We start from the raw sequence: 19,833 nt of genomic DNA, 5'->3' as shown, positions 1-19,833 counted from the left end.
TGCATGTAAATGCAGCTTTTTTTTATTAAGAACGTTTCGATAAGAAAATATTGGTGAGTCGATTTAAGAACTGTGGACTAATACTCGACAATTGATACATCAGCTTAGTTTTGATACCTACAGGGGTATGTGTAGGAATCAGGGCATGATCTTTTTGTTGTGCCAAATGCAGCACCTGCTTCGCCACATCGGCAGGGGTTAAATCCACACCAATATTTTGAATGCTCCCTGCATCCATATTTTTCACCATATTGGTTTGCACAAATAAAGGCATAACATCGAGTACACGAATATGATGTTTTTGCCATTCCACATCAAGGGCTTCGGTTAAACCACGCACTGCAAACTTGCTTGCGGAATAAGAAGCCAAATCTGCTTGACCATAAATAGCAGAAGCTGAGGAGAGGTTGATTACTCGTGCAAAACTAGCTTCTTTGAGATGGGCTAAAGCCGTATGACAGCCATTTAAAACACCTTTGATATTAATATCTACTGTGCGGTGATGAGATTGAATCGCAGTATTTTCAAATGGCCCTGAATATAGAATTCCTGCGTTATTCACTAAAATATTGAGTTCACCAGCCCAGTTTTTAAACTCCTGAAGTGCAATCTGCCATTGGCGATAATTACTGACATCGAGATAACCAGCTTTTGCATCTGTACCGAGTTCTGTTGCTAAGACTTGAGCTAGTTCTTCATTAATGTCATAGATCCCTACTTTATAGCCATTTTTGTGAAACAAACGCGCGATTTCAGCACCAATTCCTTGTGCAGCCCCACTAATAAAAACACTATGTTGCATTACTTTCCCTTACTTTATATTGATACTTCTTGAGTGCGTGTATATTACGCATATGCGGCTTTAAGCTGCAACAATTTGCTTTAGTTTGGAGTCGATCATGGAAAAATTGTTAAATATCATGCAAGAGTTAAGACAGAAATGTCCATGGGATCAACAACAAACACCAAGTAGTTTGACGCGTTATGCGATAGAGGAAGCTTATGAGGTAGAGGCTGCGATTCGAGTCGGTGATCTAGACGAAATCCGTAATGAATTGGGCGATTTACTTTTGCAAGTTGTATTCCAATCTCAGATGTATAGTGAGCAGGGCGCTTTTAATTTTCAAGATGTCGTTGAAGCGATTAGTGAAAAGTTGATTCGCCGCCATCCTCACGTTTTCCAAGCAGAACAATATCAAAATTTAAATCCCGAACAAGTCAGTGAATTATGGAAGCAAATCAAGCAACAAGAAAAGCAAGGTAAAGCACAATCTAGATTAGATGAAGTCAAACATGCGCCAGCCTTAGTACAAGCACAGGAAATACAAAAGAAAGCTGCGCAACTGGGTTTTGATTTTGAAACAGTAGAAGATGCTTATGGAAAGTTAGATGAAGAGTTGGGTGAGTTGCAGCACGCGATAAAAACACAAAAAGCCGATGAAATCGAAGAAGAATTTGGTGATTGCCTATTTTCTTTGATTAATGTTGGACGTAAACTTGGCCTGTCGAGTGAGACCGCATTGTTAGCAACGATTCATAAATTTAGAAGCCGTTTCGCTTTTATAGAACAACAAGCACAACGACAAAATAAAGACTTGCAAGAAATGAGTTTGGCAGAGATGGATGAACTTTGGGAGCAAGCAAAAGTACAATTAAAACATCAGGGGACATCGAATGAATTTGCCGCAGCTACGCAGCAAACCTAAATTTTTATTTATCATTGTTTTATGGTTGGGATGTTTTTCTCAAGTGTATGCACAACAGTTTGATCAATCCTATGAAAAGTGGAAAGCACAGCAGCAAGCACGAGATCAGCAATTGGCAAAACAACCCAACAATAATTATTATTTATCTAGACCAAGCCAACAGCAAACAAATAAACAACTTTCATCTTCTGTAAATATTTCAGGCGATAAAATTAGTTTAAATCAAGCGAACTTAGCACAATTGCAAAGTCTAAGTGGTGTTGGGGTAAAAAAGGCACAAGCCATTATGGAATATCGCCAAAAGAATGGTGGTTTTAAAACGGTTGATGAGCTGGTAAATGTCAAAGGAATTGGGCCGAAATTGCTTGAAAAGAATAAAGCTCGACTCATTTTATAAGAGAAAAAATGAAATGCTGTTGCTAATCATGGCCGCTGATCTGTTGAAACTTCAACAGAATAAATTGCCCTTTGTGAGCGTTAGAGCTATGATTAGCGACAAATTGTTATTTACGTCCTGACGTAGGAGACAGTGTCTTTTGCAAACTTTGCGCGCGTCAAAATGTGGTTTGTCCACAACTCAACTTCCATCCTCTATTCTAGATGTAATTGATAGCCTGACTAAAGCTGGCTATGAGGCATATATTGTGGGCGGTGGTGTTCGCGATATGATGTTAGGTTTAAATCCTAAGGATTTTGATGCTGTAACTAATGCAACTCCAGCTCAAGTCAAAGAGGTTTTTGGTCGACGTTGCCGTATTATCGGACGACGTTTCGAGTTAGCTCATGTTTACTCTGGTCGAGAGTTAATTGAAGTTGCAACTTTCCGTGCTCCCCCTAAAAAAGCAGTCACTAGCGCATCTGGTATGATTCTGCGTGATAATAACTGGGGAACGATAGAGCAGGATTTTGCTCGTCGAGATTTTTCAATCAATACTTTGTATTACCAACCTCGTAAAGGTGTGGTGCTTGATTTCTGTCATGCGGTTGATGATATTAAAACACGCACATTACGTTTTCTAGGCGAGCCAGCACAGCGTTTTGAAGAAGATCCTGTGCGAATGTTACGTGCTTTACGTTTTGCTGCGAAACTCAACTTCGATATTGATCCATCTATTCTCGATGTTTTTGATATTGAAATGACGCAGTTATTGCGTGATGTCTCTCCTCATCGTTTATATGATGAATCTCAAAAGTTATTCACGATGGGGCATCTCAGTCGTGTGCTACCAATGTTGATTGAGTTTGGTGTTTGGAAGCAATTATTTGCAGAAATTCGTCCTGAGATCACAGCATTTATCGATCGAGCTGCAAGAAATACAGATCAACGTATTCAAGTCGGTAAAACCATTAACCCTGCATTCTTTTATGCAGTGTTATTGTGGAAGCCTTTCTTAGAGCGTTGTGATTTTTATCTCAACAAAGGTGTTGTGCCCGCTGAAGCGCGTGCGCAAGCTGGACTGGATGTATTAAAGCGTCAAGCAACGCGGACCATCATTCCACGGTTCGCTGAAATTTTTATTCGTGAAGTTTGGGAAATGCAAACTCGCTTACTCAATCCAAAACCTCAGCAAATTGAAGCACTCGCTGGGCATGCGCGTTTCCGTGCAGGATTTGACTTTCTTCTATTGCGTGAGAAATCTGGCGATAACAGCACTGAAGGAATGGGCATTTGGTGGGAAAACTACCAAGAAATGACCATGGATCAAAAAGAAGCTGCTATTCGTCAATATAATCGTCAGCGTAGTAAGAATCGTCGCAAAGTTGTCGAAGCTGATGAGCCTAAAACGACTGAAATCGAACCCTTGGTCAATGTACCTGAGCCAAGAAGTCGTCGCGCGAAAAAAGAGCGTGTGCGTGTAGATGAATCAGCAAACCGTTTTATTGAAAAAGCAACAGCTGATTCAGGGCAAATAAATGCTGATCATCCAATATTGAAACGGAAACGTGTACAACGTGATTTGAGCCAAGTTATTTTTGGGCCAACACAATGACGGTTCGTAGTTATATCGGTCTTGGTAGTAACTTGGGTGATTCTGAGCAAATTCTCCGAGAAGCAGTTGAGAAATTGGCAACATTGGGTTCTGTTCAGGTGTCTAGACTGTATCAAAGTCCACCAATGGGGCCACAAGATCAACCACATTACTTAAATGCAGTTGTGCGATTAGATACGATGCTTGAGCCTTTACCATTGTTAGATCAGTTACAGCAGTTTGAGCAAGACGCTGGTCGTGTTCGTTTACGACGTTGGGGCGAAAGAACCTTAGATCTTGATTTATTGATCTATGGTCAAGAGCAGATCCAAAATGAACGTCTTACCGTGCCGCATATTGGTATTTTAGATCGTGACTTTGTCATTATTCCCTTATTAGATTTAGATGCTCATTTACAGTTAAATGGTCATTCTTTAAAAGATTTAGAACTGGTACAGCAAGCAAACTTGACTGTAATAGCAGACCAGTCTTGGGCAACCGCTTAAGACTGTTTCGTTCTGGAAACGCCTGTAGAGGACATCATCATGATTAGTCTAAGTGACTTAAGAAAGTTTAAAGCCGAAGGACGCAAGTTCTCATGCCTCACTTGTTACGATGCAAGTATGGCTAAAGCTATGGAATTGGCTGAAATTGATACGATTTTAATCGGTGACTCTCTAGGAATGGCGATCCAAGGAAGAGATTCGACGCTTCCTGTAACGGTAGAAGATATGGCTTACCATACTGCGGCGGTTCGCCGTGGTAATGCACATGCATTAATCATGACCGATTTACCTTTCATGAGTTATGCAACTGTTGAAGATGGCTTAAAAAGTGCTAAAGCCGTCATGCAAGTCGGCGCACAAATGGTAAAAATTGAAGGTGGTGCTTGGTTAAGTGATCTTATTCAAGTCCTTACTCGCAATGGTATTCCTGTATGTGTGCATTTAGGTTTAACACCGCAATCTGTACATGTATTTGGTGGTTATAAACTTCAAGCGAGAACTCGCGAAGCAGCAAATCAATTGATTGCTGATTGCCAAGCAGTTGTAGATGCGGGTGCAGCAGTACTTTTGCTTGAATGTGTTCCAGCACAATTAGGTAAAGAAATTGCAGAGTTATTCCCGAATACACCTGTAATTGGAATTGGTGCGGGTCATGAAACAGATGGCCAAGTTCTCGTTGTCCAAGATATGTTAGGTCTTACCTTTGGTAAAGTTGCACGTTTTGTTCGTAATTTCATGAAAGAACAAGCGGGTGAAACGGCAATTGTAGATGCAATTAAAGCGTATCACGTTGCGGTGCAAGATCAGTCTTTCCCAGCAAAAGAACATACTTTCCAAGTTGAGCTTTAATTCATGAAAACAGAAACAACGATACAAGGCTTAACTGCTTCGCTTGCACCTGCACGTAATACCAAAAAAATGATCGGTTTTGTGCCAACGATGGGTAATTTGCATGAAGGTCATTTAACCTTAGTGCGTGCAGCGAAAAAGATCTGCGACATCGTCGTGGTGAGTATTTTTGTGAATCCAATTCAGTTTGGTGCTGGTGAAGACTTTGATAGCTATCCACGAACGTTAGAACAAGATAGCCGTTTATTAGCTGATGTGGGTTGCGATATTATCTTTGCACCTTCAGTTGAGCAAATGTACGGTTCACAGCCACGTTTGACCAATATCAGTGTGGGTCAAATCACTGATGATTTATGTGGTAAATCTCGTCCAGGTCACTTTGATGGTGTTGCTGTGGTGGTGACGAAATTATTTAATATTGTACAGCCTGACTATGCCTTCTTTGGACAGAAAGATTATCAGCAACTTGCTGTTATTCGTCAGTTTGTACAAGATTTAAATATTCCGCTTGAAGTCATTGGTGTCCCAATTGTACGCGCTGAAGATGGTTTAGCACTCAGTTCACGCAATGGATATTTGTCTGCTGAACAACGAGAAATTGCACCAACGATTTACCGTTTGTTAAAGCAAGCAGAGCAATCATTGCAAGAGAGGAAAGCCCTTTCTGAAGTGTTAGCAAATATCTCTGCTCAATTGACACAAGCTGGTTTTGTTGTGGATTATGTGGAGGCGCGTCAGCCTAACTTGCAGCCTGTAGAACAATTTGATCGAAATTTGGTTTTATTTGTTGCAGCTAAATTAGGTTCAACGCGTTTAATTGATAATTTAGAAGTTGACTTTAAAACATAAAAAACAAAGGGCAAAACGCCATGAAGCGTATTCTTATCGTGACAGGACAATCTGGCTCTGGTAAATCCTCTGCGTTACAAGTACTTGAGGATTTGGGCTATTATTGTATAGATAACTTACCTTTGGCGTTGCTGCCTGAAATTGTGGCAAAGCTGGATCATGAAAATAATCTTGAGCAACTTGCACTTGGGGTCGATATTCGAAGTACCCGTGCAGATATGCAAGAGTTTGATCTGGTTTTTGAGCAATTAAAAAAACATGGTTCAGTCGATATTATCTATTTGACTACTCAGGATCAGGATTTGATTGCACGTTTTAGTGCATCACGAAGACCTCATCCATTAGCAAGTCGTTTCAATAGCTTGTTGCAATGTATACAGGAAGAAAAACAGCTTTTAATTCCGATACAATTTCGCTCCACAGTGCATATTGATACAACAGATAAAAGTGTCCATGATTTAAAACATATCTTGCTGTCTAAACTTGGGCAGTCTGATAAATTGATTGTCATTTTACAATCATTCGGCTATAAGCATGGCATTCCGTTAGATGCGGACTATGTTTTTGATGTACGCCATTTACCAAATCCACATTGGGATTTAGAATTACGCCGCTTTTCGGGTTTAGATGAGCCTGTACGCCAGTTTTTAGAAAGTAGTCAACAAACTAATGAGATGTTTGAGGATATTTATGCTTTCTTGGAAAAATGGTTACCTGCTTTTGCAGAAGGGCATCGGCATTACATGACTATTTCTGTCGGTTGCACAGGTGGTCAGCATCGTTCGGTTTATATTGTGGATAGACTCAAACAGGCCCTCGAGGCAAAATGGTCTGTCCAAATCTTACATAGAGAAATGAAGCACTGGTCATGATAGACACAACAATTGATGTAATTAACAAACTCGGCTTACATGCTCGTGCGTCTGGTAAACTCATCGAGGTGACAAGCAAATTTCGTTCTTCTATTCAAATTGGTAAGGGCGATAAATTAGTTGATGCAAAAAATATTATGTCTTTGTTGATGTTGGGTGCTGGTAAAGGCACGACGCTTCGTTTAGTGATTGACGGTGCAGATGAAGATAAAGCACTGGAAGAAATTCAAACGCTGTTCGCAGCAAAATTTTATGAGGCAGAGTAAATAGTGGCACGTGGTACACAGCGTTATACTGATGAAGATTTTGAATCCTTAGAAGGACGTGCGAGCAGAACTGAGCAAAAAAAAGCAGTACAGCGCATGGCAGCCTTGGGTGAGCAATTGGCTCAACTTAATCCAAAGCAAATTCAAAAACTTCCTGTCGATGAGCGTTTAATTGATGCACTATTAGAAGTGCAGAGAATCAGTTCATTTGAAGCACGTCGTCGTCAGTTTCAACGTGTTGGCAAGCTATTGCGTAATGAAGATGAAAGCACGATTTTATCTTATCTAACGCCGCAACAAGGCGCAAAAAAGCAAATGCAATTGATGCGTTGGGTTGATCGCATGATCGAACAAGGCGATCCTGTAATTAATGAATTTAGTAAAGTGTTTAATGCTTCTGAACGTCATACTTTACGCCAGCATGTATTGCGTATTCATCGAGATATGAAAAAAGAAGTGAGTGAGGAAGAGCTTGCAGCTTCGAAGCTCAAATTTGTGAACTATGTACAGCAAGTGGCATTACTTTCTGATCAAGGTTAAATAAAAAGAAGTTTCCGAGGAAACTTCTTTTTTTGTCTATCAATGACCAAACTCGCCTGTCGCTCTTTGTTTTGCCCATTCTCTTAAAATAAATTTTTGCAATTTTCCTGTCGATGTTTTTGGAATCTCTGTAATCACAACATCTTTTGGGACTTTAAATCGTGCAAGCTCTTTTTGGCAGTGTGCAATAATTTCCTCAGATGATGCAGAAGCACCTTGTTTTAACTCAATAAATGCACATGGCACTTCTTGCCAGCGTTCATCAGGTTTTGCAACAACCGCTGCTGTAAGAACTGCTGGATGGCGATACAGTACATCTTCAACTTCTAATGATGAAATGTTTTCGCCGCCTGAGATAATAATATCTTTAGAGCGATCTGTGATTTTGGCATAACCATCTGGGTGGCAAACGGCTAAATCACCTGTGTGGAACCAACCACCTTTAAAAGCATCTTCTGTTGCTTGAGGGTTTTTTAAATAACCTTTCATCACGATGTTGCCACGGAACATAATTTCACCCATGGTTTCACCATCATTTGGAACTGGCTGCATAGTCTCAGGATCGAGAACGCGCATACTGTCTTGCAATGGATAAGGGACACCTTGGCGAGAATGTAGTTGCGCTTGTTCTTGAATAGATAAATCACTCCATCCAGCTTGTGATGCGCAAAGTGCAGAAGGGCCATAGGTTTCAGTTAGCCCATAAACATGATTGACGTTAATGCCAATATTTCGCATACCTTCAATGATTGCTACGGGTGGGGCAGCCCCAGCGACCATGACTTCAACATGATGTTCAAAAGCAATTTTTTGTTCTTGCGGGGCATTGATTAGCATCGATAAAACAATCGGTGCACCACAGAAATAATCGACTTTATGTTCAGCGATATATTTGAAAATGAGTGCAGGGTCTACACGGCGCAAACAAATGTTGGTTCCACCACTGGCTGCAATTGACCATGCAAAGCACCAGCCATTGCAATGAAATAATGGTAGTGTCCAAAGGTAAACTGCGCGAGGCTTCATGCCACAGGCCAAGATATTACTTGCTGCATTTAGATAAGCGCCACGATGATGATAAACCACGCCTTTAGGGTTGCCCGTAGTACCTGAGGTATAGTTGAGACTAATCGCATCCCATTCATCTTGAGGTAATAACCAATCAAACTCTGGATTGCCTTCTGCTAACCATGATTCATACTCATATTGTCCAAGTGCAATCTGTTCGCCTTCATATTCTTGATCAAATACATCAATCACAATAATTTGTCGCGTGACAAGTGTCAGTGCTTCTTCTGCGATTGCTCTGAACTCAGGATCGACTAGCAGGACTTTGGTTTCTGCATGTTCCAGCATGAAGGCAATCGTTTTCGCATCTAGGCGAGTATTGAGTGTATTTAAAACAGCACCACTCATCGGCACAGCAAAGTGTGCTTCAATCATTGCAGGCACATTCGGAAGTAATACGGAAACCGTATCGTTCTTTTTAATACCAAGATTAGAGAGTTGATGTGCAAATTGACGGCAGCGCTGATAGGTTTGTTGCCATGTAATATGTCGTTGACCATGAATGATCGCTGCTTGATTAGGGTAAATATAAGCAGCACGTTCTAAATAACGTAATGGGGATAAGGCAACAAAATTCGCGGGTGTCCGCGGTAACTCATCATATGCACTAACCATGTGTTAACTCCATTTGTGTTCTTGTCTTTTATATCTATATAAACATAGTGTGTCGTTTAGTCTAAATCATTTAGGCTTTAGTCTTGTATATGGGTTTTTCTGATTCAGAGGTTTCATCCTCAGCTAAACCTGTGTAAAATCTTGGATACTTTTTTATCCGCCGTTTTTTATCTTTTGAGGTTCTCCTCAATACATAATCTCGCGGTGATATGCTCCATTGTGCGGGGCATCACTCCTTAAGGATTTTATTATGCCAATCATTACTTTACCAAATGGTGATCAAAAACAGTTTGATCAACCGATTTCCGTGATGGAACTTGCTCAAAGCATTGGTCCGGGTCTTGCAAAGAATACCGTTGCAGGTCGTATCAATGATCGCTTGGTGGATGCTTGTGATTTAATCACAGAAGACGCAACAGTTCAGATTATTACCCCTAAAGATGAAGAAGGTTTAGAAATCATTCGTCACTCTTGTGCGCACTTGGTAGGACATGCAGTTAAGCAATTGTTCCCAGAAGCGAAAATGGTAATCGGTCCTGTGATCGAAGAAGGTTTCTATTACGACATCTGGATGCCTCGTCCATTTACTTTGGATGATATGGCGGCGATTGAAGAGCGTATGAAAAAGCTCATCGATCAAGATTATGATGTCATTAAAAAGATGACACCACGCGATGAAGTGATTGCTGAATTTACTGCGCGCGGAGAAGAATACAAACTACGCTTGATTGCAGACATGCCAGAGGAAACTCAAATGGGCTTGTACTACCATCAAGATTATTTGGATATGTGCCGTGGTCCGCACGTACCAAACACTAAATTCTTAAAATCATTTAAGCTCACAAAAATCTCTGGCGCTTACTGGCGTGGTGATGCAAAGAATGAACAGCTACAACGTATTTATGGTACGGCTTGGGCGGACAAAAAGCAGTTAGCTGCTTATATTAAACGTATCGAAGAAGCTGAAAAGCGTGACCATCGTAAAATTGGTAAAGCATTAGACTTATTCCATATGCAAGAGGAAGCGCCGGGTATGGTGTTCTGGCATGCGAATGGTTGGACGATTTACCAAGTGCTTGAACAATACATGCGTAAAGTTCAACAAGACAATGGTTATCAAGAAATTAAGACACCACAAATTGTTGATTTTACTCTGTGGGAAAAATCAGGGCATGCGGCAAACTATGCTGAGAATATGTTTACGACACATTCAGAAAGTCGTAACTATGCAGTGAAGCCAATGAACTGTCCATGTCACGTGCAAGTCTTCAACCAAGGCTTGAAATCATACCGTGATTTACCAATTCGCTTAGCGGAGTTTGGTTCATGTCACCGTAACGAACCATCAGGTTCTTTACACGGTATTATGCGTGTTCGTGGCTTTACACAAGATGATGCACACATTTTCTGTACTAAAGAACAAATTGGTAAAGAAGTTGCTGACTTCATTAAACTGACTTTAGATGTTTATAAAGATTTTGGTTTTGAAGAAGTGCAAATGAAACTTTCTACACGTCCAGAAAAACGTGTAGGTGACGATGCACTTTGGGACTTGGCTGAAAAATCTTTAGCAGATGCTTTAGACGATGCTGGCTTAGCTTGGGACTTACAACCAGGTGAAGGTGCATTCTATGGACCGAAGATTGAATTCTCATTGAAAGACTGCTTAGGCCGTGTATGGCAGTGCGGTACGATTCAATGTGACTTCAACTTGCCAATCCGTTTAGATGCTTCTTATGTCACTGAAGACAACGATCGTGATCAACCAGTCATGTTGCATCGTGCAATTCTTGGCAGTTTTGAGCGTTTTATTGGTATACTAATTGAACACTATGCGGGCTTCATGCCACCTTGGCTTGCACCAATCCAAGCTTGTGTAATGAACATTACTGATTCACAAGCTGAAGCAAGCGAGCAAGTGGTCGCAAAACTCAAAGAAAATGGTCTACGTGCTATTTCTGACTTGAGAAATGAAAAAATCGGATTTAAGATTCGTGAGCGTACTCTAGAGCGTATTCCATACCTTCTAGTTCTTGGTGACCGAGAAGTTGAAGAAGGTACAGTCAATGTGCGTACTCGCTCAGGAAAAAATTTAGGTACTATGTCAGTAGATGCATTTATTGACCTAGTGAAATCTGCCGTTGCCGAACGCGGCCGGTACATTGTGGAGTAATAAAGATTAAACAGCCTGACCGTAACCAACAACAAGGTGCTAAAAGTAACCGTCCTGCAATTAACGACGAGATCCGTGCAAAAGAAGTACGCCTCGTTGCTGCAGATGGAGAACAAAAAGGTGTCGTTTCATTAAATGAAGCATTACGTGCTGCTGAAGAGGCAAATCTTGACCTTGTTGAGATTGTTGCTAATGCAGAACCGCCTGTTTGTAAAATCATGGACTACAACAAGCACTTATTTGACTTGAAACAAAAGCAAAAAGATGCGAAGAAAAAACAGCATCAAGTGCAAGTGAAAGAAATCAAATTACGTCCTGCAACGGATGTAGGTGATTACCAAGTAAAATTGCGTGCAATTTTACGTTTCCTTGAAGAAGGAAATAAAGTGAAAATTACCTTGCGTTTCCGTGGTCGTGAAATGGCGCATCAGCAGCTTGGTTTGGCTCAATTACAGAAAATTGAAGCTGACGTTGCTGAGTTTGGTGTTGTTGAACAAGCACCAAAGATGGAAGGTCGTCAAATGGGCATGTTACTTGGTCCGAAAAAGAAAAAATAATTTTTTCTTAATAAAAAAGCACCGCTATTGCGGTGCTTTTTTATGTTCGCAAGTCCTGTGAGTAAAGAAAATAAAGCAAATCTAAATATGATAATATTAGTTGATAATTACACTATTTTAGAAAGGGGAAATAAATGGCGGTAATAACAGGATCAACTGAACTCTCCGAAATTAATCAAAAAGTTGTTCAAGATGGTGAGACTTTACCTCAAGTAAAACTTAAAGATGGTAGTCGTGTGCAAACGGGTACAGTCGCAACGATGTTGCACAATATCAATTTGTATAACACTGGTGTTCGTGGTGAAGTTGAGGATGAACTTATACTCGCAATTCCAACGCTATTCAAAGTTGGGATGTTTGAATTATTTTCTATAGATGAATGGATTCAAGGTGATAATCTGGGGCGTAAGTTTGTTGGAGAAAAAGCGAAAGCATTTTTGGAAAGCCAAGCGTAATTTGCATAACATGCTCTTTAAGAACATTTTTATTGTTTCTTTTCGTGCTTGTTTACTGATCGTGATAAGTGAAGTGTGCTATAACGCAACAACAGTCAAAATAAAGATGAATAGGGCAACATAAATGATTGACTTATATTATTGGGGCACTCCCAATGGGCATAAAATAACAATTGCTTTAGAAGAAATGGGACTCGAATATAAAATTTTCCCCATCAATATTTTAGAAAATGATCAGTTTCAACCTGATTTTCTAAAAATCTCTCCAAACAATAAAATTCCAGCGATTGTTGATCAAAATGGCCCTCGTGGAGAGCCGATCTCAGTCTTTGAATCGGGTGCGATCCTACAATATTTAGGTCGAAAAACTGGTTTATTTTATCCAACTGATGAACAAGAGCGTGTTGAAGTTGAACAGTGGCTAATGTGGCAGATGGGGGGCTTTGGTCCAATGCTAGGGCAGAATCATCACTTTAATAAGTTTGCTAAAGAACATATTCCTTATGCAATAGAGCGCTATGTGAATGAGACTAAGCGCTTGTATGCTGTGTTAAATAAACAGTTAATTGGTCAGAAGTTTGTTGCTGGTGAATATTCAATTGCAGATATGGCAATCCTACCTTGGGCACTGCGTTACGAATGGCAGGGGATTCAGCTTGAGGATTATCCTTACGTCCGAGATTATATTGAGCGTTTAACAGCACGTCCTGCAATTCAAAAAGCATTATCGATCAAGCTGTAATTATAAGCCTATTTTTTAATAGGCTTATCTTTGAGTTCTACAATATTGCATCGAATAGGTTTATTGGTAAAGATCCTTGTTTTACGTTTCTCTTTTCTTATTATTTCTGCTCTAAAAAGCAAGGATGAATTAAGTGTAAGAAACCAGCTATCAAAACACTCTCGCATGCCGTATGTCTTATCGATTGGTTTTGATAAATTAATTATTCGTTCTTTAACGCCTTTGGATTCGAATGATAATGAATTAAATTCATGTGCAAATTGATTTCTAATTTTTCTAAAAATTTCAATTTGGTTGTATTCATCGTCCTCAATAAGACCCAGAGCATGAGAAATTTTTATTTTAGATGAAAACGTTCCTAACGGTGCATTAAAACCATTAAGTAGTTCTTTAGCTGACTTTATATCTCTAAAAAAAGAAAACAGAATTTCCTCTAATTGATATTCCAAAATAGCTGCTGCGATCAATGTAGCTCCTCTGTCGCTTTCACCAAATAAATTGCTAACTTTAGATGCATTTTCAAAGATTTTTGGATGTTTTAATTTCATTTTTTCCTGATAAGAGTCAAAATCCTGCATATGGTTATCCTAAATATGAGTAGGGTGTTGTAATGAGAATATGTGAAATACTTTTTCAAAGTTTTAACATAATAAGTTAGCTAAAATTATTCAATGATGTCCTATGTCTTATTATTTCTCTCTGCTTTTGGGGCTGCAACTTTATTACCATTACAGTCAGAAGCAGTTTTAATGGCTCTGCTTGTAAAAGGTTTGGCAAATCCTATTTATCTGCTTATCGTCGCTACTTTAGGGAATGTGCTTGGTTCATGTGTGAACTGGTGGCTAGGTCTGAAAATAGAACATTTTAAAGATAAAAAATGGTTTCCTGTTTCCGAACAGCGATTATTACAAGCACAGCAGATTTATCATAAATATGGTTTTTATTCATTGCTATTAAGTTGGACACCAGTAATCGGAGATCCGATTACCTTAATCGCAGGCTTAATGAAAGAAAATTTTTGGCGATTCTCATTGATCGTCACGATTGCCAAAGGTGGGCGTTATTTAACTTTATATGCGCTGTATTTAGGTGTTTTTTAGATTAAAAGGAAGGTTTTAAACCATCCCTTTGTTGTTTGATTAGTGATCAGAACCTTTGGTGATATCTACCTTGAATAAATCACTGGTTTTAAACCAACAATAGGTTACAACTGCCAGTGTCATGCAACCACCAAAAATGGTTGCAGTAATGGTTCCCATATATTTAGCAGCTAAACCAGACTCAAAAGCACCGAGTTCATTGCTTGATGAAACAAACATGCCATTGACTGCAGCGACACGACCTCGCATATTTTCAGGAGGGAAAATCTGTAAAACAGTTTGACGAACAACAACAGAAACACTATCACACGCACCAGTCATAGCAAGTGCAAAAAGTGATAGCCACATGTTGTTTGAGAACGCAAATAGAATCGTAAAAATACCAAAACCAGCAACGGCTAAAAGCATATTACACCATGCGTGATGCATCGGTGGAAATTTGGTAAGCACGATCATGGTAATCAGTGCACCAATTGATGGTGCAGCTCTGAGATAGCCCAAACCCTCAGGGCCAACTTTTAAAATTTCTTCGGCGAAAATAGGCAGTAGTGCAATCACACCACCAAATAGAACTGAAATCAGATCTAAAGAAATGGCCCATAAAACAATTTTAGTTTTCCAGATAAAACGGAATCCATCAGTGAGACTTTGTAAGACATTTTCAGTTTCCATTTTTGGGAAACTGCGTTTTTGTAATCGCGTAATTAAAACAAAGCAGATTGCGAGTAACGCAGTAACAGCAAACAAACTTGTTTCTCGTCCTAAGAATGCCAACATAAAACCACCGAGCATGGGGCCGATGATCACACCACTCTGCCAACCAATCGTGGTCCATGTTGCACCATTGGCATAGAGTTCACGGGGAATTAAAAATGGTTTTAAAGACGTTGCTGAAGGGTTGTAGAAACCCCGAATTGTTCCGAGTGCAAAAATAACAGCGTAAATTCCCCAAGATAGCGTGGTTATGCCTATTTTCTCTAAACCATGTAAATGGAATAAACTCCAGAGAATCAAGGGGAGTGGAATCGCAAAGAACAAACAGATTTTCATAATTGTTTGTTTATTCAGCTTATCTGCGAAATAACCGCCCCATAATGAAAGTGCGATAAAAGGAATAGCTTCAGCCAGACCAATAAAACCGAGCGTTAACGGGTCTCGCGTAATCTGATAGAGAGAGTATGCAACGATAATTTCTTGAATCAAAATAGCCAGTGTGAGGCAAAATTGATTGAGGGTAACAATCGAAAAATCGCGATAACGTAATGCTGCGAATGCATCATTCTGTATAGACATATTTGTGAGGATTCAATATTTTTCACATATTATAGGGCGTAATTTTCTATAGTTTTCTCATATTTTGAGAATTAATTATGGGAAATAACGTTTGGCAAAAATAAATGCTTTGTTGTCAAAAAATGAGCATTTTACTTTTGTTTTATTCATAGATGCTATATGATACTGCCTTCCTTACCTGCAGGTCGATTTGTAATAGTGCAAACGTGCCGAACAGGTGCTCAAAAGAGGTTACTATGGCTAAGTTAAAAACTCGCCGTGGTGCAGCTAAACGCTTTAAAGCGACTGCAAACGGTTTCAAGCGCAAACAAGCATTCAAGCGCCACATTTTGACCAAAAAATCTGCTAAGCGTATCCGTCAATTGCGCGGTTGTGTAATGGTTCACGTAAGTGACGTTGCATCAGTTCGTGCTATGTGCCCATACATCTAAGGAGATTATAAATGGCTCGTGTAAAACGTGGTGTACAGGCTCATCGCCGTCACAAAAAAATTCTTGCTCGCGCTAAAGGTTACTATGGTGCTCGTTCACGCGTTTACCGCGTAGCGTTCCAAGCGGTAATCAAAGCTGGTCAATATGCTTACCGTGACCGCCGTCAAAAGAAACGTCAATTCCGTGCTTTATGGATTGCGCGTATCAATGCTGGTGCTCGTCAAAACGGTTTGTCATACAGCCGTATGATCGATGGCTTGAAAAAAGCTCAAGTGATCATCGACCGTCGCGTATTAGCTGACATCGCTATGCATGATGCAGTAGCATTTGCTGCTTTAGCTGAAAAAGCTAAAGGCGCATTAGCTGCATAAGCTTAGAGATTCAAAAGAAGGCCGCTTTTAGCGGTCTTTTTTATTTTAAAGTATTTAATTTTTAATAATAGATAATAATTTGAGATCAACAATGAAAGATGACCGTTTCTTAAATGATTTAATTCATTACATCCAACAAGGACAAAAGTTTAAATATTTATATTTTTGGGGACATACACCCAAGCAAGCTGATCTTGTTGATAAAAGTTGTTTGAGCCAGTGGTATCCATCAACATTTAAATTGGATGGCATTCAATATCTCACGGCTGAGCATTATATGATGGCGCAAAAAGCAAAATTATTTAATGATGAACTGGTTTTTGCACAAATTTTGCAAGTTAAACATCCAAATGAGGCTAAACAACTGGGACGAAAAGTGCAGCATTATGATGATCAGATCTGGAAAGAAAAGCGTTTTGATATTGTTGTACAAGCAAACCTTGCTAAATTTTCTCAAAATTCAGCGCTAAGGGATTTTTTGGTAAATACACAGGATCGCGTTTTAGTTGAAGCATCGCCAGTTGATAAGATTTGGGGTGTAGGAATGGCTCAGGAACATGAACATATTCAGGATCCGTCTCAATGGTTTGGTTTAAATCTATTAGGTTTCGCTTTAATGCGTGTTCGAGAACAGCTCATAGATTAGAAGCTTCAAAAGAGTATTGTGGACTGACCCAATCGGTTCAAAAGTAATGATATCGAGGAGATCGTATTGCAGCAGTTGAATAATGGTGAAATACGCTTAGCAACTTTAAATGATTTGCCTCAAATTGCCGAAGTGCATGTTGCCTGTTGCATGCTGGAAGGAGACATATACAAATATCATTAAACAGGAGGTATTGGATCAACTTGATGTTCAAGAAAAACTCTTGTTATGGCGAGAAATTTATATAAGTGTCGAGCATCAATTGTTGGTTTATGTGGAAAATGATCAAGTACTTGGTTTTTTGGATGGTTATTTAAATCCTAATAATGATGTTGCTGAAATTCGAGCTTTCTATTTGTTTGCAAGAACTCAAAATCAGGGTATTGGTCGTCAAATGTTTAAACAGTTTTATAGCCACGCGCTCAGTCAAAGTTATGCCTTCATTCGACTAGAAGTGTTTAATAAAAATCCAAGTCGCTTCTTCTATGAAAAAATGGGCGCTAAGTTAATAGGTGAAGCCGAACTGCCAGAGTTCGGCGAGGCCATAACAGAGTTACTTTATCAGTGGGAACTCTAATACTGTATAAAAATGATGGATTTTATAGTCCAAAATAATAAGCTGCGATACATATAATAACTGTGATAACAATGAGTTTAATCACACTAGACGTGCTGACTTTATGATGTTGCGCTTGATTGAAATGTTGTGATGTTTCCATCGTTCTATCAATGATTTCTGGCTCAGCGGTCAGCTCGGCAGTTTGGTAATGGTTCGCTATTTTTACAATCAGTTTAGAAAATAAATCATCCGTCTTTTGGGAAAAATTACGTAAACTAATTTGTTCTTCAGGGCTAATCAGTTCACCAGCTTCATTATAAGGATGTTGTCTTTGTTGTTCTAAATACTCGGTCAATGCTTCGCAACGATGTAGCAAGCGATGGGCGCAATCAGCTGGATAATCTGTTGGAATAATTGCAAGTTGATGACTTGAAATACTGCTATGGTCAACTTCATAACCATAAAATGGGAAGTCTTGTTGTGCTGGTTCTGAGAAGTATTGAGCGTATTTGCTGTCAAAGAGTTCTCGCTCCAAGTACCTTGTTACATCATTCCAATTTAGCTTTTGTAGATCAATATCAACTTTTTTTGCAAGTTTATCATTTAGGGTATAGCCCCAAAAAGTTTCTTGTCTTAAAGGGTTTCTTTGAGAAGTTGGCACTTCAAAATCATTATCACTGTTATACCATTCTGCGAGTTCATGCCCACAGATCCAAGCTGTCTTTTTATTGGCTTGGTGGCTTACGATAAAGTGAGCAAAAGGGAATAGTTCAACATTGGCATTTGGGTTTTGTTCATCATTTAGCAAGTTCGATAAATGTAGACTTAACTTCTTCACACCTTGTTTTTTTAGGCCTTCAAGCCAAATTTGGAAATGTTGTGCCAGTAAATGTTGCGATATCAAGTCACGAAAATTGAAACTATGTTGCTCGAAGATTGGATGTTCAATCCAACGGCTGAAATTGAGGTCTCTAGATAGAAACTCATTACCGTATGTGACAAGTGTGAGCTGTTGCTTCCAAATTTGATCAAGTGCCATCTTGGTCATTTCTCATTGACGATATCATTATCTTATACATTTTATTAAATTATTGGCTAGCGTTAACGACAAATAACTGTATCTATTTCATATTATTATTGTTTCATCCATAAAGTAAAACTTATTAAGGCTCTAATTTTAACCACGGTTTAGCTTCATAAAACTGGTAAAAAGCTGATAAACTATAGCGTTTTATTATATTTTTAAATTTTGTTGCTTTGAGAGTTACTATGTCACTGGAAGCCCTGACCACTGAAGCGCTTGCTGCCATTGCAGCGGCTCAAGACCTTGCTGCACTCGATCAAGCTCGTGTGCAATTTACAGGGAAAAAAAGCCAGCTTGCAGAACAGTCGAAAGCACTTGGAAAAATGGATCCTGAAGAGCGTAAAGTACAAGGTGCTGCGATTCACGCTGTTCGTGAAGCAATTAATGCAGCATTGACTGAGCGTCAACAGACATTACAACAAGCCGAGCTTGCAAAAAAATTAGCAAGTGAAACGATTGATATTACTTTGCCTGGTCGCGGTCAGCGTATGGGAAGTATTCATCCTGTGACGCAAGTACAAGAACGTATTTGCCAATTCTTTACTAAAGCTGGTTTCCAAGTTGCACATGGTCCAGAAGTCGAAGATGACTACCATAATTTCGAAGCCTTAAATATTCCAGGGCATCATCCAGCACGTGCAATGCACGATACTTTCTATTTTGATGCCAAACATTTGCTTCGTACACATACATCAGGCGTACAAATTCGTACCATGGAAACGAGCCAGCCACCAATTCGTATTGTGTGCCCGGGTCGTGTGTATCGTTGTGACTCTGACCAAACCCATTCACCAATGTTCCATCAGATCGAAGGGTTATATGTTGCTGAAAATACCAGTTTTGCTGAGTTGAAAGGCTTATTGATTAACCTACTCAATGAGTTCTTTGAAAAAGATTTAAAAGTACGTTTCCGTCCATCTTATTTCCCATTCACAGAACCAAGTGCAGAAGTGGATATTATGGATGAGCGCGGTCGTTGGTTAGAAGTTTTAGGTTGTGGCATGGTACATCCAAATGTACTTCGTGCTGCAGGGATTGATCCTGATAAATACAAAGGCTTTGCTTTTGGTTTAGGGGTAGAGCGTTTTGCGATGTTGCGTTATGGCATCAATGATTTACGTATGTTCTATCAAAACGATGTACGTTTCTTACGCCAGTTTGCCTAACAGTTTTTCAGGATT

The 19,833-nt window shown here is 39.5% G+C and carries 23 protein-coding genes and 1 pseudogene; 19 read left to right on the top strand and 5 right to left on the bottom strand.

What is annotated here, in order from left to right; translation table 11 throughout:
- Positions 1-25: 25 nt before the first annotated feature.
- A complete protein-coding gene (locus IO68_RS27805) occupies positions 26-802 on the bottom strand; it encodes an SDR family oxidoreductase (protein ID WP_023013685.1) in 777 nt (258 codons plus the stop codon).
- Positions 803-899: 97 nt separating this feature from the next.
- Between IO68_RS27805 and mazG the strand changes: the two genes are divergently transcribed.
- From mazG to yjgA, 9 genes are all read left to right on the top strand, one after another.
- Positions 900-1,706 (top strand): nucleoside triphosphate pyrophosphohydrolase, encoded by an 807-nt coding sequence (gene mazG, locus IO68_RS27800; protein ID WP_023013684.1) that lies wholly within the window; start codon positions 900-902, stop codon positions 1,704-1,706.
- Positions 1,675-2,103 (top strand): ComEA family DNA-binding protein, encoded by a 429-nt coding sequence (locus IO68_RS27795; RefSeq protein ID WP_023013683.1) that lies wholly within the window; start codon positions 1,675-1,677, stop codon positions 2,101-2,103. Before mazG ends, IO68_RS27795 begins: the two co-directional genes overlap by 32 nt.
- Before the next feature lie 139 nt (positions 2,104-2,242).
- Positions 2,243-3,697 carry a polynucleotide adenylyltransferase PcnB gene (gene pcnB / locus IO68_RS27790; RefSeq protein WP_023013682.1) on the top strand — a complete coding sequence of 485 codons (1,455 nt, stop codon included), beginning with the start codon at positions 2,243-2,245 and terminating at the stop codon, positions 3,695-3,697.
- Positions 3,694-4,182: a 2-amino-4-hydroxy-6-hydroxymethyldihydropteridine diphosphokinase gene (folK, locus tag IO68_RS27785; RefSeq protein WP_023013681.1), complete on the top strand. Its 489-nt coding sequence runs from the start codon at positions 3,694-3,696 to the stop codon at positions 4,180-4,182. The genes pcnB and folK overlap by 4 nt, the downstream gene beginning before the upstream one ends.
- 39 nt (positions 4,183-4,221) lie before the next feature.
- Positions 4,222-5,031 carry a 3-methyl-2-oxobutanoate hydroxymethyltransferase gene (gene panB, locus IO68_RS27780; RefSeq protein WP_031234833.1) on the top strand — a complete coding sequence of 270 codons (810 nt, stop codon included), beginning with the start codon at positions 4,222-4,224 and terminating at the stop codon, positions 5,029-5,031.
- Positions 5,032-5,034: 3 nt separating this feature from the next.
- On the top strand, positions 5,035-5,880 hold the full coding sequence (gene panC / locus IO68_RS27775) for a pantoate--beta-alanine ligase (RefSeq protein ID WP_023013679.1): 846 nt from the start codon (positions 5,035-5,037) through the stop codon (positions 5,878-5,880).
- A gap of 20 nt (positions 5,881-5,900) precedes the next feature.
- Positions 5,901-6,752, top strand: coding sequence for an RNase adapter RapZ (gene rapZ, locus IO68_RS27770; protein WP_007479521.1), 852 nt, complete (start codon positions 5,901-5,903; stop codon positions 6,750-6,752).
- Entirely contained in the window at positions 6,749-7,018 is a 270-nt protein-coding gene (locus IO68_RS27765; RefSeq protein ID WP_004881777.1) for an HPr family phosphocarrier protein, read from the top strand. Before rapZ ends, IO68_RS27765 begins: the two co-directional genes overlap by 4 nt.
- Positions 7,019-7,021: 3 nt before the next feature.
- Complete coding sequence (gene yjgA / locus IO68_RS27760; RefSeq protein ID WP_004881780.1) at positions 7,022-7,558, top strand: ribosome biogenesis factor YjgA; 537 nt, start codon at positions 7,022-7,024, stop codon at positions 7,556-7,558.
- Between the two features lie 39 nt (positions 7,559-7,597).
- Here the strand turns inward: yjgA and IO68_RS27755 are convergent, their stop codons facing one another.
- Positions 7,598-9,241 carry an acyl-CoA synthetase gene (locus IO68_RS27755; RefSeq protein WP_023013678.1) on the bottom strand — a complete coding sequence of 548 codons (1,644 nt, stop codon included), beginning with the start codon at positions 9,239-9,241 and terminating at the stop codon, positions 7,598-7,600.
- A gap of 250 nt (positions 9,242-9,491) precedes the next feature.
- Between IO68_RS27755 and thrS the strand changes: the two genes are divergently transcribed.
- The 4 genes from thrS to IO68_RS27735 all read left to right on the top strand — a co-directional run bounded on the left by thrS (position 9,492) and on the right by IO68_RS27735 (position 13,168).
- Positions 9,492-11,414: a threonine--tRNA ligase gene (thrS, locus tag IO68_RS27750; RefSeq protein ID WP_019385175.1), complete on the top strand. Its 1,923-nt coding sequence runs from the start codon at positions 9,492-9,494 to the stop codon at positions 11,412-11,414.
- Between the two features lie 5 nt (positions 11,415-11,419).
- On the top strand, positions 11,420-11,971 hold the full coding sequence (infC, locus tag IO68_RS33650) for a translation initiation factor IF-3 (RefSeq protein ID WP_079281829.1): 552 nt from the start codon (positions 11,420-11,422) through the stop codon (positions 11,969-11,971).
- Positions 11,972-12,105: 134 nt separating this feature from the next.
- Positions 12,106-12,426, top strand: coding sequence for a hypothetical protein (locus tag IO68_RS27740; protein ID WP_023013677.1), 321 nt, complete (start codon positions 12,106-12,108; stop codon positions 12,424-12,426).
- Between the two features lie 124 nt (positions 12,427-12,550).
- Positions 12,551-13,168: a glutathione S-transferase N-terminal domain-containing protein gene (locus IO68_RS27735; RefSeq protein WP_023013676.1), complete on the top strand. Its 618-nt coding sequence runs from the start codon at positions 12,551-12,553 to the stop codon at positions 13,166-13,168.
- Between the two features lie 8 nt (positions 13,169-13,176).
- Here the strand turns inward: IO68_RS27735 and IO68_RS33465 are convergent, their stop codons facing one another.
- Positions 13,177-13,746 carry an MltR family transcriptional regulator gene (locus IO68_RS33465; protein WP_023013675.1) on the bottom strand — a complete coding sequence of 190 codons (570 nt, stop codon included), beginning with the start codon at positions 13,744-13,746 and terminating at the stop codon, positions 13,177-13,179.
- A 96-nt stretch (positions 13,747-13,842) separates the two neighbouring features.
- Here IO68_RS33465 and IO68_RS27725 point away from each other — a divergent pair, with 96 nt between their 5' ends.
- On the top strand, positions 13,843-14,268 hold the full coding sequence (locus IO68_RS27725) for a YqaA family protein (protein WP_031234831.1): 426 nt from the start codon (positions 13,843-13,845) through the stop codon (positions 14,266-14,268).
- A gap of 39 nt (positions 14,269-14,307) precedes the next feature.
- On the opposite strand, the gene IO68_RS27720 is transcribed toward IO68_RS27725, so the two are convergent.
- Positions 14,308-15,561: an MFS transporter gene (locus IO68_RS27720; RefSeq protein WP_023013673.1), complete on the bottom strand. Its 1,254-nt coding sequence runs from the start codon at positions 15,559-15,561 to the stop codon at positions 14,308-14,310.
- Between the two features lie 236 nt (positions 15,562-15,797).
- Here IO68_RS27720 and rpmI point away from each other — a divergent pair, with 236 nt between their 5' ends.
- The 4 genes and pseudogenes from rpmI to IO68_RS27700 all read left to right on the top strand — a co-directional run bounded on the left by rpmI (position 15,798) and on the right by IO68_RS27700 (position 17,586).
- Positions 15,798-15,992, top strand: a complete 195-nt coding sequence (gene rpmI, locus IO68_RS27715) for a 50S ribosomal protein L35 (protein WP_004637967.1) — start codon at positions 15,798-15,800, stop codon at positions 15,990-15,992.
- 11 nt (positions 15,993-16,003) lie between these two features.
- Complete coding sequence (gene rplT / locus IO68_RS27710; protein WP_004867327.1) at positions 16,004-16,363, top strand: 50S ribosomal protein L20; 360 nt, start codon at positions 16,004-16,006, stop codon at positions 16,361-16,363.
- Positions 16,364-16,454: 91 nt separating this feature from the next.
- A complete protein-coding gene (locus IO68_RS27705) occupies positions 16,455-17,009 on the top strand; it encodes an NADAR family protein (RefSeq protein WP_023013672.1) in 555 nt (184 codons plus the stop codon).
- Between the two features lie 66 nt (positions 17,010-17,075).
- Positions 17,076-17,586, top strand: a pseudogene (locus IO68_RS27700) (N-acetyltransferase family protein).
- Positions 17,587-17,608: 22 nt separating this feature from the next.
- Here the strand turns inward: IO68_RS27700 and IO68_RS27695 are convergent.
- Positions 17,609-18,607 carry a hypothetical protein gene (locus IO68_RS27695; RefSeq protein ID WP_023013670.1) on the bottom strand — a complete coding sequence of 333 codons (999 nt, stop codon included), beginning with the start codon at positions 18,605-18,607 and terminating at the stop codon, positions 17,609-17,611.
- A gap of 230 nt (positions 18,608-18,837) precedes the next feature.
- On the opposite strand from IO68_RS27695, the gene pheS reads away from it, so the two are divergent.
- Complete coding sequence (gene pheS / locus IO68_RS27690) at positions 18,838-19,818, top strand: phenylalanine--tRNA ligase subunit alpha (RefSeq protein ID WP_007479552.1); 981 nt, start codon at positions 18,838-18,840, stop codon at positions 19,816-19,818.
- The last annotated feature ends 15 nt before the right edge of the window (positions 19,819-19,833 follow it).

This window comes from Acinetobacter sp. COS3, assembly GCF_000475335.1.
Taxonomy (GTDB): Bacteria; Pseudomonadota; Gammaproteobacteria; order Pseudomonadales; family Moraxellaceae; genus Acinetobacter; species Acinetobacter venetianus.
This window is presented reverse-complemented; position numbering and strand designations above follow the sequence as displayed.

Coding starts and splice junctions, on each gene's coding strand:
- IO68_RS27755 (WP_023013678.1), bottom strand. CDS start 9,241: ATGGTTAGTGCATATGATGAGTTACCGCGGACACCCGCGAATTTTGTT.
- IO68_RS27695 (WP_023013670.1), bottom strand. CDS start 18,607: ATGGCACTTGATCAAATTTGGAAGCAACAGCTCACACTTGTCACATAC.
- IO68_RS27705 (WP_023013672.1), top strand. CDS start 16,455: ATGAAAGATGACCGTTTCTTAAATGATTTAATTCATTACATCCAACAA.
- IO68_RS27725 (WP_031234831.1), top strand. CDS start 13,843: ATGTCCTATGTCTTATTATTTCTCTCTGCTTTTGGGGCTGCAACTTTA.
- pheS (WP_007479552.1), top strand. CDS start 18,838: ATGTCACTGGAAGCCCTGACCACTGAAGCGCTTGCTGCCATTGCAGCG.
- rplT (WP_004867327.1), top strand. CDS start 16,004: ATGGCTCGTGTAAAACGTGGTGTACAGGCTCATCGCCGTCACAAAAAA.
- IO68_RS33465 (WP_023013675.1), bottom strand. CDS start 13,746: ATGCAGGATTTTGACTCTTATCAGGAAAAAATGAAATTAAAACATCCA.
- folK (WP_023013681.1), top strand. CDS start 3,694: ATGACGGTTCGTAGTTATATCGGTCTTGGTAGTAACTTGGGTGATTCT.
- IO68_RS27740 (WP_023013677.1), top strand. CDS start 12,106: ATGGCGGTAATAACAGGATCAACTGAACTCTCCGAAATTAATCAAAAA.
- IO68_RS27805 (WP_023013685.1), bottom strand. CDS start 802: ATGCAACATAGTGTTTTTATTAGTGGGGCTGCACAAGGAATTGGTGCT.
- IO68_RS27795 (WP_023013683.1), top strand. CDS start 1,675: ATGAATTTGCCGCAGCTACGCAGCAAACCTAAATTTTTATTTATCATT.
- mazG (WP_023013684.1), top strand. CDS start 900: ATGGAAAAATTGTTAAATATCATGCAAGAGTTAAGACAGAAATGTCCA.
- IO68_RS27765 (WP_004881777.1), top strand. CDS start 6,749: ATGATAGACACAACAATTGATGTAATTAACAAACTCGGCTTACATGCT.
- IO68_RS27720 (WP_023013673.1), bottom strand. CDS start 15,561: ATGTCTATACAGAATGATGCATTCGCAGCATTACGTTATCGCGATTTT.
- panC (WP_023013679.1), top strand. CDS start 5,035: ATGAAAACAGAAACAACGATACAAGGCTTAACTGCTTCGCTTGCACCT.
- rpmI (WP_004637967.1), top strand. CDS start 15,798: ATGGCTAAGTTAAAAACTCGCCGTGGTGCAGCTAAACGCTTTAAAGCG.
- rapZ (WP_007479521.1), top strand. CDS start 5,901: ATGAAGCGTATTCTTATCGTGACAGGACAATCTGGCTCTGGTAAATCC.
- panB (WP_031234833.1), top strand. CDS start 4,222: ATGATTAGTCTAAGTGACTTAAGAAAGTTTAAAGCCGAAGGACGCAAG.
- IO68_RS27735 (WP_023013676.1), top strand. CDS start 12,551: ATGATTGACTTATATTATTGGGGCACTCCCAATGGGCATAAAATAACA.
- thrS (WP_019385175.1), top strand. CDS start 9,492: ATGCCAATCATTACTTTACCAAATGGTGATCAAAAACAGTTTGATCAA.